The organism is Bacillus sp. 123MFChir2 (genome assembly GCF_000383235.1).
Classification (GTDB): Bacteria; Bacillota; Bacilli; order Bacillales; family Bacillaceae_G; genus Bacillus_A.
The window spans coordinates 40,032-53,016 of the sequence record NZ_KB910954.1 but is presented as its reverse complement, the minus strand read 5'-3'; the positions used below and the strand labels follow the sequence as shown (position 1 = coordinate 53,016).

The 12,985-nt window shown below is 35.8% G+C and carries 12 protein-coding genes and 4 pseudogenes; 9 read left to right on the top strand and 7 right to left on the bottom strand.

Features of this window, described 5'->3' with window-relative positions:
* The coding region (locus H280_RS0115610) for an LPXTG cell wall anchor domain-containing protein (RefSeq protein WP_020062076.1) at window positions 1-226 on the top strand (226 nt) is incomplete at its 5' end.
* Between the two features lie 77 nt (window positions 227-303).
* A pseudogene (locus H280_RS0115605) lies at window positions 304-666 on the top strand (DinB family protein); the annotation flags it as partial.
* Between the two features lie 91 nt (window positions 667-757).
* On the opposite strand, the gene H280_RS0115600 reads toward H280_RS0115605, so the two are convergent.
* On the bottom strand, window positions 758-2,443 hold the full coding sequence (locus H280_RS0115600; RefSeq protein WP_020062074.1) for a multicopper oxidase family protein: 1,686 nt from the start codon (window positions 2,441-2,443) through the stop codon (window positions 758-760).
* Between the two features lie 319 nt (window positions 2,444-2,762).
* Between H280_RS0115600 and yjeM the strand changes: the two genes are divergently transcribed.
* From yjeM to H280_RS0115575, 5 genes and pseudogenes are all read left to right on the top strand, one after another.
* The gene (yjeM, locus tag H280_RS0115595) at window positions 2,763-4,274 is read left to right on the top strand and encodes a glutamate/gamma-aminobutyrate family transporter YjeM (RefSeq protein WP_020062073.1); all 1,512 of its coding nucleotides are present in this window, start codon (window positions 2,763-2,765) and stop codon (window positions 4,272-4,274) included.
* A gap of 178 nt (window positions 4,275-4,452) precedes the next feature.
* Window positions 4,453-4,635 (top strand): annotated as a pseudogene (locus H280_RS26850) (DUF6688 family protein); the annotation flags it as partial.
* Window positions 4,636-4,736: 101 nt separating this feature from the next.
* On the top strand, window positions 4,737-5,648 hold the full coding sequence (locus H280_RS0115590) for a polysaccharide lyase (RefSeq protein ID WP_020062072.1): 912 nt from the start codon (window positions 4,737-4,739) through the stop codon (window positions 5,646-5,648).
* 282 nt (window positions 5,649-5,930) lie between these two features.
* The gene (locus H280_RS0115580; RefSeq protein ID WP_020062070.1) at window positions 5,931-6,938 is read left to right on the top strand and encodes a DUF4885 family protein; all 1,008 of its coding nucleotides are present in this window, start codon (window positions 5,931-5,933) and stop codon (window positions 6,936-6,938) included.
* 518 nt (window positions 6,939-7,456) lie between these two features.
* Window positions 7,457-8,077: pseudogene (locus tag H280_RS0115575) on the top strand (TerD family protein); the annotation flags it as partial.
* Between the two features lie 141 nt (window positions 8,078-8,218).
* On the opposite strand, the gene H280_RS25210 reads toward H280_RS0115575, so the two are convergent.
* Entirely contained in the window at window positions 8,219-8,365 is a 147-nt protein-coding gene (locus H280_RS25210) for a DUF2639 domain-containing protein (RefSeq protein ID WP_020062068.1), read from the bottom strand.
* 129 nt (window positions 8,366-8,494) lie between these two features.
* Here H280_RS25210 and H280_RS26165 point away from each other — a divergent pair.
* Window positions 8,495-8,774 (top strand): annotated as a pseudogene (locus H280_RS26165) (nucleoside triphosphate pyrophosphohydrolase).
* 71 nt (window positions 8,775-8,845) lie between these two features.
* Here H280_RS26165 and H280_RS0115560 read toward each other — a convergent pair.
* The 5 genes from H280_RS0115560 to H280_RS25200 form a co-directional block, all read right to left on the bottom strand.
* Entirely contained in the window at window positions 8,846-9,517 is a 672-nt protein-coding gene (locus tag H280_RS0115560) for an ABC transporter ATP-binding protein (protein ID WP_020062067.1), read from the bottom strand.
* A complete protein-coding gene (locus H280_RS0115555) occupies window positions 9,517-10,581 on the bottom strand; it encodes an ABC transporter permease (RefSeq protein ID WP_020062066.1) in 1,065 nt (354 codons plus the stop codon). The genes H280_RS0115560 and H280_RS0115555 overlap by 1 nt, the downstream gene beginning before the upstream one ends.
* 681 nt (window positions 10,582-11,262) lie before the next feature.
* On the bottom strand, window positions 11,263-11,631 hold the full coding sequence (locus tag H280_RS0115550) for a hypothetical protein (RefSeq protein WP_020062065.1): 369 nt from the start codon (window positions 11,629-11,631) through the stop codon (window positions 11,263-11,265).
* Window positions 11,632-11,792: 161 nt separating this feature from the next.
* Window positions 11,793-12,281, bottom strand: coding sequence for a GNAT family N-acetyltransferase (locus H280_RS0115545; protein WP_020062064.1), 489 nt, complete (start codon window positions 12,279-12,281; stop codon window positions 11,793-11,795).
* Window positions 12,282-12,341: 60 nt separating this feature from the next.
* Window positions 12,342-12,482: a YflJ family protein gene (locus H280_RS25200; protein ID WP_020062063.1), complete on the bottom strand. Its 141-nt coding sequence runs from the start codon at window positions 12,480-12,482 to the stop codon at window positions 12,342-12,344.
* Window positions 12,483-12,621: 139 nt separating this feature from the next.
* On the opposite strand from H280_RS25200, the gene H280_RS0115535 reads away from it, so the two are divergent.
* Complete coding sequence (locus H280_RS0115535) at window positions 12,622-12,981, top strand: hypothetical protein (protein WP_020062062.1); 360 nt, start codon at window positions 12,622-12,624, stop codon at window positions 12,979-12,981.
* Window positions 12,982-12,985 lie beyond the last annotated feature (4 nt).

Sequence of the window (12,985 nt, the reverse complement as noted above, 5' to 3'; positions counted from 1 at the left end):
GAAACCAAGTACGGGTGAGAAACCAAGTACGGATGAGAAACCAAGTACGGATGAAAAGCCAAATACAGGTGAGAAGCCAAGTACGGGTGAGAAACTAAATACGAGAGAAGATGGAAAGATATTACCCAAAACAGGACATGGTATTCCTAAAAATTTATATATAGGGATATTTTCTGTATTGATGGGTTTAGGTTTACTTTTATTGAGCAAAAAAAGCACGCAATGATTTTAATTTTTAGGTAATACCAGATACGCCAAAACAAACTCTCTACCATGAGGGTTTGTTTTTTTATTATTATTTAAAATTTTACAACAAATATTCCGGACTACTTAGCTCATTTTGGGTTGAAGATAGATGGAGTAGAAAATAAAGTAAGTGTACCAACTTCAGCGAAGGAAATTGCTGCAACTTTTAAAAATATAAGTCTTGATGCAGCGAAAGTTATTGAAGAACAATGGACAGATGAATCCCTAAAACAAATACAAGAAGCATTTGGAAGACAGGAATCAAACGCTACAATCTTAATGGGTCTCATTAAGCACATTGTTCATCATCGCGGACAAGTTACAGTTCTTATGCGTCAAGCAGGATTAAAACCATTTGGAGTTTATGGTCCACCAAAAGAGGATTGGATTCAATTAGGCGTGGAAAATCCACCACTTTAAAAAGAATGGAAAAAGAAATTATCTAATTGATATGTATATGGAACTCCAACATAGCAAAGAAGTATTTAGCTGTGTTGGAGTTTTTTTGCATTCAATTATTATCGCATTGATTTTGTTTACTGCCTCTATTTTTACGAGGTTTATGACAGTCAAAACATTGAGAAAAGGCGTTATCGCTGCATTGTTCAGGATCTTGCTCGCATGGGTTAAAGCTAGGATTAGCTAGCACTTCGTATGGTCTCATCATGTCATAATCTTCGTGTTCAAGAATGTGACAGTGCCACGGATAGATTCCTGTAAATGGACCAAACCGTGCGATAATCCGGGTCACTTCCCCGGGATTAGCACGAACAGTATCTTTCCATCCTCTCTCGTTTGGATCAGGTGGTATAGGCGGTCCAACTTTGAGGTTAGAACCATTGGGATCACCAGTAAATACAGCGCGATTCAAAATTTGAAAATTGACAAGGTGCAAGTGAATCGGATGAGTGTCTGGTGTCGTATTATATAGCTCCCAAATCTCTATCGTTCCATTATACGGGGTTTCTGTAATCGGCTCATTCCACTCCGTGTTGTTTAATAATGGCATAGGGCGTCCAAAATTATCGGTAGCTTCAAGCAAAGTGTTTTTTCGTGTAGTTACAGCCTCCTTGGGATTTAATTGTTCCAAGCAACTTAACTTTTCTGGAATTTTGCTTTTGTCAGGTTTGCGGCATGTTTGTTTGACGTGAAATTGCATAATCTGCCTTAAATCTTCAGAAGGACTATCGCCGTCAGGGAACGGAGTGGGTGCGTCGTTTGTTAAAATAATACTTTGACCATTATGGTTTGAAAAATCAACAATGACATCGGCGCGTTCTGCAGGCGCAAGGATGATTTCGGATACTTGGACTGGTTTTTCCAAAAGCCCTCCATCTGTACCAATTTGGACAAAATTTTGCCCAGAGCTCAGCTGCATACGATAAAAACGAGAATTGGAGCCGTTTAGGATGCGGAACCGGTATTTCCGCGGTTCAACCTCGAGATAAGGCCATACTTTTCCGTTTACTAAAATGGTGTTACCGAAAAATTCAGGTGTGACTGACGGATTTGGTAATGTAGGATCGATTGGTGGAGGTGGTTGCGGTGCTGGGGGCGCCATATTTCCTGGCTGGGATGGATAGAAGAGTTCACCATTGGCATAGAACGAACGATCTTGGATGACGAGCGGAATTTCAAATTTTCCGCTCGGAAGATTCAAATTTTTCTCCGCTTCATCTCTGAGAAGATAGAAGCCCGCAAGCCCTGCATAAACGTTCAAACGAGTGATTCCGAGGGCGTGATCGTGATACCAAAGTGTTGCATTGCGTTGACAGTTTGGATAATAGTACACTTCAGTCACGAATTTCGGCCCAACATTGTTAAAATCTCTTGTGAACCATGCATCAGGATATCCGTCACTTTCTGGGCGAACTCTTCCTCCATGTAAATGGACAACCGTCCGAACAGAAGGTACGGATGCTTCAGCACCATGAACCGTTTGGTCGACAGGCAGCAGATGTTCAAAGGGCAATTTATTGTTCCATTTTACAAAAATAGGGTGATTTCTCTCTACTTCGAATGTAGGCCCTGGGTACATACCGTTGTATCCCCAGACGGTAGTTGGCGGCAAATCACGATGTAACTTTTGTTTGACTTGCTCCATCGTTACCTCATAGAACGGGATTCCATCATAGCTACTTTTTGGTTTTAAGACAGAAGGAATTGGTAAAGCATCGACAAATTTTTTTAAAGACAATGAACTGCCTCCTTTCAAAATATCAAATATTGTTTGTTATATAGTATGAATTTCATGTAAGGCGGTATAGACGAATTTTTAAATTATAAAAAGGCAATTTGTCTCAGGAAAAATTCATTCTAAGCCTATGGAAAGGAATTCAGGGAGATTAATGGTATTAGAATGTGTTCATATGATTGTAATAGTGGATTATAGTAGCCACAGTGCAATTCGGATATAATAAGCAAGGAAAGAAAGTGGTTTTTATGTCATTTTTTCAATTTGTATTTATACATTCCATGTTGAAGTTACATGATAACTATAATTAGGGGGGGAATGTGTGTCAAACACAAACGTAATCAAAAAGTTGACTTTAGTATCCCTAGTATTAATGATTTTCACTTCTGTTTATGGATTCAACAACATTCCAAGATCATTTTATAAGATGGGTTATGCCGCTATTCCTTGGTACATATTTTCAGCCATAACCTTCTTTGTTCCTTTTGCATTAATGGTAGCTGAATTTGGTTCCGCCTTTAAAGAGGAAAAGGGTGGTATCTACTCGTGGATGGAAAAATCTATCGGTCCAAAATTTGCATTTATAGGAACATTCATGTGGTATTTTTCTTATATAACTTGGATGGTCAATGTCGCATCCGGTATGTGGGTTCCGGTGTCAAATGCCATCTTTGGACAAGATACAACACAAAACTGGACTTTATTTCATCTTCAAGGACCTCAGGTTCTGGGGATTTTAGGAATTGTATGGATTCTTATAGTAACCTATACATCAACTAAGGGTCTGGATAAAATTAAAAAAGTAACCTCTTTAGGTGGTACTGCAGTCTTGTTATTGAATGTATTTCTTTGGGTTGGTGCAATAGTAGTACTTATAGGTAATCATGGACATTTGGCGCAGCCAATTACAGGATTAGATTCATTTACTCAAACACCAAATCCTAAATATGCAGGAGATATTATTGCTTCGTTAGCGTTTGTAGTATATGCCCTCTTCGCTTATGGTGGACTTGAAGCAGTAGGCGGTTTAGTGGATGTAACGGAAAATCCAGAAAAAACGTTTCCGAAAGGGATTCTTTTATCGGCAGCCATAATCTCCGTAGGGTATTCATTAGGAATACTACTAATTGGAATATTCACAAACTGGGCATCTGTAATGGGTATTGCGAATGTTAACCTAGGAAACGCAAGTTATATCGTTATGGCCAATTTAGGATACTCACTAGGTACCGCTTTTGGAGCGAGCCATGCTACAGCTACGGCTTTGGGATTTGGGGTTGCAAGATACATTGGACTTTCAATGTTCCTGGCACTGTCCGGTGCGTTCTTTACCTTGATGTTTTCACCGTTAAAGCAGATGATCGAAGGAACACCTAAGAGGTTGTGGCCTGGAAAAATCGGTGAAACAAAGAATGGGATGCCTGTTAATGCTATGTGGATTCAAGCTGCTATTGTTTGTGTAATGATCGCACTAATCGCTTTCGGTGGAAGCACAATGTCCGCATTCTTTAACATACTCGTTTCGATGACTAACGTGGCTATGACAATACCGTATGTATTTATAGCACTTGCATTCCCGTATTTTAAGAAAAAAGTGGAAATCAATAAGCCGTTTATCGTATATAAAACGCAATTGAGCGCAAATATTTGGACATGGATTGTTGTTCTAACAGTTGGACTTGCAAATTTCTTTAGTATCGTACAACCAGCTTTAGAAGGGGATATGCAAACAACCATTTGGAGTGTGGCCGGACCCGTTATTTTCTCAGTTGTTGCATGGTTAATGTATAGCAAATATGAAAAAATGCATGCTATAGAGAAGCAAATAAGTTAGCCTTGAAATTCAAAAAGATAAAGAAAAAAGTGGAGCACAATATGGCTTCACTTTTTTCTTGTCTAAGGCACCTCATTTGGATTTTTAACGATATTCTGTAAAAATTTCCTAATTTCTTCAATTAGGTTTTCTCGTTTTTTATAGCTTTGATTAGCCGAAACGGTCTCTTTTAACAGCCATCCGTAACTTTTATGACAAGTACGGCTACCCAATCAGCAGGCATATCAATTCAAAATGGTCCGCGGACATCATCTATCTTATCATGAAGCCTTTAGAATGGTTATTCCTTATTGTGTTGTATACGGTGGACAAAAAACCAGAAAACAGAATTCATATGCAGTATAGTGACTTGAGGAAATGAAATTGCCGGAGACGGTTGATGTGGTGATATTATATAATAGGGGTACTATACATTACTCTCAAATTCAAAAGAAACATCAACCAGATGGAGTGTAACGAAAGATGAAAAAAATTCTTGTTCTATTTGTTCTATTTGTCAGCTTACTTGTAGGTGGTATCGTATTGGTTGATAGAAAAGAGACAGTGACTCAACCCTATATCCCCAAAAAAGAAAAGAAGTCTAAGTTTAAGGAAGCAAACGACTCAATCATGTTAGAAGATAACTTTCAATCTGGATTAGAAAAATGGAAAGTAGCGATTAACGACACAGAAAACCGCTCCAAACTAGATACTGATACGATCACGCAGCGTGTACATATAGTAGATGCACCCGGCATGACGGGAGATCAGAAAGCAGTGCAGTTCGTTGTTCCGCATTCTGAGGGACAGTTCCGTTCGGAAATTGCACAGCCACACGAAGAAGGGTTTCACGAACGGTGGTATACAGCGCGGGTTTATATCCCAGAAGATTGGGTGTTTGATACAGAAAGTGGTAATGATATTGTCATGCAATGGCATGCTGTACTCGGCAGTGAGCGAGTAGATCGGGATTTTCCGGAATTAGCTATTGCAGTAAAAGGTGACAGATGGAGTATACAGCGTGCATTCGGGCCTACTTCGGATATTAAACGCGATTCTAAAACATTGGATGAACTTGTACAAAAAGGAGTTTGGTCTTTTTGGGTAATTCATGCAAAGTGGTCATCGGGTGACGACGGATTGCTGCAAATATGGAAGGATGGAAAAGTTGTGTGGGAAGTGCAAGGTCCTAATGCCTATGCTTCGCGCGCACGTACGCCTTACTTTAAAACAGGGATTTACCACCCGCAGTGGAAACCGAAGAACGGTGAAGTGAAACCTGGTCTAGTAACAGAACGGAAGGTTTTTATCACCGATGTCAAGATCGGAAACGAACAGGCGACCTATCAGGGAATGGTGACCGAAGATGATTCGTTTGCATGTGAACGATCTTAGTGTGTTATATAATATAAAAATTTTCCTAGTTCTTTACCCGTGTTTTCGGATAAGAGATATCCCCACATAATGATATTTGCTATTATGAGTATTTTGAGGGTAGGGCGTTTGTTTAAGAAAGATAAAGTATTGTAAATCATGTTTTGCATTATTATTCTCCTTTTTGGTTAATTTTAGTAAACTTAATGTCTTATTATAACATCTTTGGAAATTCATTAAGTTAAATATTCGGTTTTTATTATATAATAAAGGGATATCATGGAAAGAAAGGGGATATTCCTAATGAAAATAACAAATTATACATCATCGTATATTACTAATACTAAATTTAATGAATCTGAAAAAAAGGATTTATCTGTAGAAATTAAACATAGTAATGAATATGAGGGTGAATTTGACAAGAGGAAGAAGTTATTAGACGAAAAGTACAGTAAAATTCATAAAGAAAACATGCTGTATGCTAATCCAGAAAGACATATTAATGATAAATATTCTAATCAATATTCAAAGGAATTTCGTCATGATTTAAGCTCAGAAGAGAGAGAAGTAGCATGGCGAACAGAAATCAATATGTTGACTGGCAACGGTAAAGTTGATTTTTATAGTATGCGTGATTCTTTGTTTAGAAACTCGGATCCTATTGATGGAAGGGTTGAAAATTATAAAGAGAAAGCTTTTCAGCGTGAACAAGTAAATCGTCAGATTCAAGATTTATTTACTCAAAAAAATATTGATATTCCAGATGATGAGAATTTAACCTTCAGTGTTGATCCGAATGATTTCAGAGTTAATGTGACGGGTAGTAAGAATATACAATTATTACAACAAATTGAAAAAGTTTTAAATGATAAAAATAATGGTGAGGAATTATTTTCGCATATTTTTCAAAGTAGTGATTTTAAATCTGAACAAATGAAGCCAGAGGCAATACGTAAATATGGTTTGATTTCTACACTTAAATCAGGAACGGGGTATAACTTACATGACTTAGAGCGTAAAGATGGCAAGTTCTTAACTCCTGATGGTCAAGATGTATTTGAACTCTATTTGAATCGTATGCGTCAAAACCCGTATGAGCGTAATTATGTGAGTCTTGCGGCATCAGTATATGGTTCAAGGTATCATAAATTAGCGGAAAATGGTTTTGATGCGATGCCAGATTTAATATTATCTATTAATTATAGTAATAATAAGTTACAAGATATTGGCCAAAAAGAAAATTATAGTGATCTTTATTGGCTTGCTGATTTAGAAAAAAGTGTAGAAGTTGAAAATAAAAAGGATAAATAGAATTTAAGTTACACTTGAGGTTCTGTTAGTAAAATTTGTGTTTACGTTAATGTTAAACAAGAAAAAACATCCAAAAGGATGTCTTTTCTTGTTTTTTAGATTTACATATTAGAAATAGATGGTTTGATAACGTTCGTACATTCGTTTATCTTTCGTAGCTTTCATCGCTGTAAATAGTGTTTCTCTTTCTGTTTGGTGTGCGCTCATTTGTTTCCTTTTCCGTTCGTTAACATGTATTACGCCATATTTCGACAAAGAGGAGCTGGAATACTTTAATTCAACTTGTATAGTTAGAAGAAAAGGGATTATTATGTGGGAAAATAACCAATATCCTTAAATCATTTCTAGGGCTAGTCTGGTTATAATCCCTTTAAAAACCTCATCTTCTCCTTTTCGGGAAGTGTTACTTTGTGACCATTCTTTTCCACCATTTATTTGAACTCTAAATATGAATTCCTAAATATACAAAATAATATATAATGAAGTTGTAGAAGAAAATGGAAGGTGGAGTTAAGATGGTGAACTTAAATAAGATTGAATTAAAGAAAAAAGGGGAAACTATTAATCTACAAAAGAGTAATACTCAATCTATCGGTGAGGTTTTAGTAAACTTAAACTGGAATCAACAAGGTGGAAAATCAAACGGTTTTTTCTCTACACTGTTAGGAAAGACAAATCATGTTGATCTTGATTTAGGGTGTTTATATGAACTGAACACCGGAGAAAAGGGTTGCGTACAAGCGCTAGGGAATGCTTTTGGTTCTTTCAAATATGCACCTTACATGGAACTAGACGGAGATGATCGTACTGGTGCAGTTGCAAGGGGAGAAAATTTGCGGATTAACGGAAATAAAATTTCTGATATTAAGCGCGTCCTTGTTTATTCTTTTATTTATGAAGGGGTAGCAAATTGGGCGCAAGCCGATGGAGTTGTAACGCTGAAGTATTCTGCTGGTCCAGATGTTGAAGTGAAACTAAACGAGCACCGAAACGGGAAAATCATGTGTGCAATTGCAATGATTGAAAATGTAAACAATGAGACTTTTAAAGTACAACGTTTAGTTGAATATTTCAATGGTCATCAAGAAATGGATTGTGCATACGGTTGGGGGATGAATTGGGTAGCTGGCTCTAAATAAAAGTTTACATAAGCCAAAAGTGCTTTGCCGAAATGGGAAAGCACTTTTGCTGAGTAAGAAATATGAGGATATTAAGTAAATATAGTAGGTAAGGTGTGAGCTTTTCTAAAAGGAAGGATGAATTTTATAGGTATAAGGGCCTTATTTCTCTTCCTTTTTCTTTTGCTCATTCAACAACAAATTCCGCAATACATGCGCACGATAACTCTCCAATTTCCGCCCTTCATAATAATTAATTCCAAGCTTTTTTAACTCATACACGTACCAGCCTTTTGTTCCGTAATACATGATGAACCTTCTCCCTTTTGATTTTTAACAGTATATGTAGAAGCATGAAAAGGAAAGCTTGTTTTACTTACGGAAAGTGTGGATTTTTTGTGCGTGCTATAATAATAGAAAAATATGGGAGGACTTGTGATACCAGTCTATAACAAACTAGTACGCGATCGTATTCCAGAAATTATTGAAAAAACAGGAAAGACATGCAGGGCAAGAATTTTAAATGAAAAAGAATATATAGAAGAAATACGAAAAAAAAATACAAGAAGAATTAGCAGAGTACGTAGAAGCGGAAACACCGGAACATAAGTTAGAAGAACTAGCTGATTTACTTGAGCTTGTGAACGCACTAGCGCAGTACCACGGTATAACGCTCGAAGACGTCGAAAAGGTTAGCAAAGAAAAGGCAGAAAAGTGAGGTGCTGTTTATATAAAAAGGGACTTATAAAAACCGCACAGGAATTTTCTCTGTGCGGTTTTACATACTTTCTATATTAAATTTCCGTCTCTAAGTGTTAATATCCGATCACATACATCAAGAATTTTTTCATCATGCGTAATCATAATCGCAGCTTTTTGGCTTTCTTTTACTTCTCGTTTCATCATTTCGACAACTTCTCGTCCACGTTTTGAATCAAGGCTTGCGGTTGGTTCATCTGCTAATATTAAATCTGGATTATTCATAAAAGCACGAGCAATCGCAACTCTTTGTCTTTCTCCACCAGATAACTGATGTGGATAGTGATTTTTTCTCTGGGATAGTCCAAATACTGTTAGTAAGTGATTCGCACGTGTTTCAGATTCTTTTCGGTCTTCTTTCTTTAATTTGGAAATGTATAGTAATTGTTCTTTTACATTTAAATAGGGAACAAGGTTAGCAAATTGAAAAATGAACCCGATTTTTCTTAACCGAATATCTGTCATTTCCTTTTCTGATAAATGGGTAATATTTTGCTCACCAATATAAATATTACCTTTTGATGGTGATAATAATGCTCCAGCAATCGATAACAATGTACTTTTCCCCGAACCAGAAGGCCCCACAATACCGATGAATTCTCCAGCCTTCACATCAAGTGAAGTGGGATGAAGGGCTGTTACTTCTGTGTTTCCTTCGCCGTATACTTTACTAACTTTATCTAGTTTCAATAGCGATGTCATTACATGCCGCCTCCAATTGCCTCTAGTGCATCTACTTTTAATACTTGATATAAGGAAATTAGTGATCCTAGTATACTAATTACAATAAAGATTCCTGCATATTGGCTAATCATTGGTGTTGTTAATAAGAACGGCATAGTTTTTGGCAACATTCTTTGCAAAATTTCTATAAGGACAATGCTTATCGTCATCGCACCAACAGACAAGAATAATACTTGCACAACTAACATATTTGCTAAATACGAATTTTTTGTTCCAATTGCTTTTAGTACACCTAACTGCTGTGTTTTTTGTAATGTAATAACATAGAAGAATACACCGATTAAGAGCGTTGCAATTACGAGTAAGAATGCAATAATCATTGTTAATGAGTTTTGTTGCCCTTTATGGCCTGGAATATTTTGAAGAACTTCTTTTTTCTCTATTACATATGCATTTTTTACTTCTTTATCAGTACGAAGAGCAATTGCATTGTAATCTTTTTGGTTTGATTGTGAAATTTCGCCCCATACATCTTGATTCACATAAACAACAGGTGCATGACTGAACTTTTGACCTTTTGTAAAGCCAACAATTTTAAATTCTTTTTTAGAAATCGGATCGATAATCATATCTCCAATATCCATACCTTTTTCATTAATCGATTCGTCAGCAATCATTTCATTTTGTGCTGTTCCTAATGCATGACCTTTCACAATCTTTGGTTCTAAGAATGTTTCGGGTTCACTTGCAAATATTGCAATATCAATTTTTTTTGAACTACCCTTTTTTTCATATGTCGAAAATTTCACACGGAATGGTACGGCATCTTTTGCCCCCACTTGCTTTATTACATCATCCACATTTTCTTTCTTAATTTGTGAACGGAGCAATGAATTTTCCGCATCATTTGCTAATACAAACTTTTCGGCATCCATATTTTGAATGGAAGAGACAGTATTATACGCCAAACCATTTGCTAATCCAGAAATCACAAGGACTAAAAATGATAATAAAATCATCATAAGTCCAATTAATCCATATTTTAATTTTGCTTGCTTTAATTCACGCAGAGCTAAAAACATTCTGCTTGGCCTCCTTATTGTATCTTTATTTCTTTCTTCTCTTTTCCTGCTGTTAATTAACAAAGTTAACTAACAGTGTAAAGTAAAAAACAGGAAATAAATAGTAAGTGTAATTGTGTCACTATTACATTTAAATCTGTGTATGTAACTAAGTTTCCTGCGGTACCTTGAAATATCACAAGGATACATAAAATGAACTATATATCCAAATTAAAAAATAAACATAAAAACCTCTTTCTTTTTAGGGGAGGACGAGAGCATCTGGCCGTGCATAGAAACGGTTAGAGCCTTTTCCTGCCACATGCGATGTTTTAAAGCAAAGGGTGCAAGCGAGTACAGGCCGTGTTGCAGTCTGTATAACAGCAACTTATATGTCGAAAGGTTAAAATTGATTTATATACTCTCCATATATCACTCGTTGTTATTGATAATGGCGTGTAGCAAATTCATCATATTTTCTTTTTTATCACTATCAAAAAAACATATGACTAAAAAGGCATATGTTTATCATATTGGTTTGTTAAAATTTGGACAATGGATATACTCGTTTTGAAACAAATAATTCACAATTGGAAAGCAATATTAGGAGTTTTAAGAATATCAATTCGATATATTACTAGGACTACTTTCAAGAAAAGAACTTCGTTTTTTATTCACATAAAATTTGTTCTCGGAAGTTAATTATATTTTTCTACGTACTAAATAAAAAGCTAAGGACCCCATAATAACAGGTACAACGAAATAAAAGAAATGTGAAAAAGAAAAAGTAAACATAAAAAGAAATGGTGTAAGTGTATAGATAACGGCTAGTCCTATAAATACAGGAATTCCAAATTGCAATTCTTTACATCGTTTGATTTTCCTATATAAGACTTCCCCAATTAGACAAGCTATAAGAGCTGGTATACTACCATAAATGACTATAGTTTTAATGAATCCAAATAAAACGTCCGGGTAAATAAAGATAGGATTAAAAATATATGAAATCAAGAACCATCCGAAAATAAAAGCAAACAGACTTGCAGCATAACTAATTAAAAATTTTTTCAATTATATCTCCTTTATAACCGATGATGTTATTTCTATTATATGACAATTCCCTTTGCGTAAGATAGATAAAATATAATATGTATCACTCCTTATTTTTTATGACTTTTTACCAGTTAAGTATTGATAAGTTATTAAGTTACATCAGTAAAAAAAGGCATTGCTCATATAAGCGATGCCGAGTTATTTGCTAATTTCAAACAATAAACGAATTCATCATGATGACCTTTTTCGATCTCACCAGTTGCTTTAAAACCAACTTTTTCATAGATTCGTTTTGCGGGTTCATTATCGTGGATTACCGATAAATAAATTTCTTTGCATTTGTACTGCTCACTCATTTCGGTAATCACTGCTTGTAAAGCAGGAACGCCATACCCGTTTCCTTGATATTGATGTCCTAACATTATGCTGATTAATTCGTATCTTTCATGTTCTTTTCGATAACCATAGGAAGTAAATCCAATTAATGTGTGGTTGTCATAAATAGCTTTTGGAGTAAATTTATAAACTTGACAGGCCCCAAGGAAAAAGGCGTTAGAACCGACCCATCTTTCGAATATTTGAATACGTTCTTCTTGGTCTTTATCTGATTTCAAACTAATAACATCCCAAAAATTTTCTTCTGTTATTTCAACTAATTTTAGATTCATTCTTCTCCTCTTTTCTTGATAGTAAAAAGCTCCTCCCGTATAAGAAGGAGCTTTTCGACATTAAGCCGACTGTTTCTTCGCCTTCTCAAGCAAACTAGCTAAAATATGCGTACGATATGACTCTAGTTTTCTACCTTCATAAGTACGGATACCTAATTTTTTTAGTTCGTGAACATACCAACCTTTGCTACCGAAATGCATATGATCGCTTCCTTTCTTGGTTTGGGTAATTCTGAATATACTTTTGGGAGAAATGATGAATTTCCATAGGAAAATGGTTAACTTATTGGTTAAAGACATATATACTAGAAGTAGCATATGTTGAGGTGGACTGAACAGCGTGATTATTGAAAAACACGAAATTCAAATTGATCAGATTACGAGTGGGAAGGTCAATATTTTTACGTTTTATCGTAATAAGAAGCAAGTTGACCACCCGTTTTTACAATTGCAGGAACCTTCTCTGACTGCGAATTATTTTTTTCATTTTCATCTAGATGCGGAAAGTTTGCGTCTCTTGCATGAAGAGTTTCCAAGCATTTATCCGTACAATCTCAAAGAGAGCATTCAGCAGTGGACGGATAACATGAAGGATGAGTTAAAGCGCCTTATTCAAACAGGTATGTGGAATAAGCGTGTTCGATTTGGGAATCGAATTGTAGAAGTTGTGTTTCTGTGGTGTGAAGAAGATATAGTGTGAAAAA

Bases quoted from the DNA above. Each gene is read 5' to 3' on its own strand.
- H280_RS0115590 (WP_020062072.1), top strand. From the start codon at position 4,737: ATGAAAAAAATTCTTGTTCTATTTGTTCTATTTGTCAGCTTACTTGTA.
- H280_RS0115580 (WP_020062070.1), top strand. From the start codon at position 5,931: ATGAAAATAACAAATTATACATCATCGTATATTACTAATACTAAATTT.
- H280_RS25210 (WP_020062068.1), bottom strand. From the start codon at position 8,365: ATGTATTACGGAACAAAAGGCTGGTACGTGTATGAGTTAAAAAAGCTT.
- H280_RS0115560 (WP_020062067.1), bottom strand. From the start codon at position 9,517: ATGACATCGCTATTGAAACTAGATAAAGTTAGTAAAGTATACGGCGAA.
- H280_RS0115555 (WP_020062066.1), bottom strand. From the start codon at position 10,581: ATGTTTTTAGCTCTGCGTGAATTAAAGCAAGCAAAATTAAAATATGGA.
- H280_RS0115545 (WP_020062064.1), bottom strand. From the start codon at position 12,281: ATGAATCTAAAATTAGTTGAAATAACAGAAGAAAATTTTTGGGATGTT.
- H280_RS25200 (WP_020062063.1), bottom strand. From the start codon at position 12,482: ATGCATTTCGGTAGCAAAGGTTGGTATGTTCACGAACTAAAAAAATTA.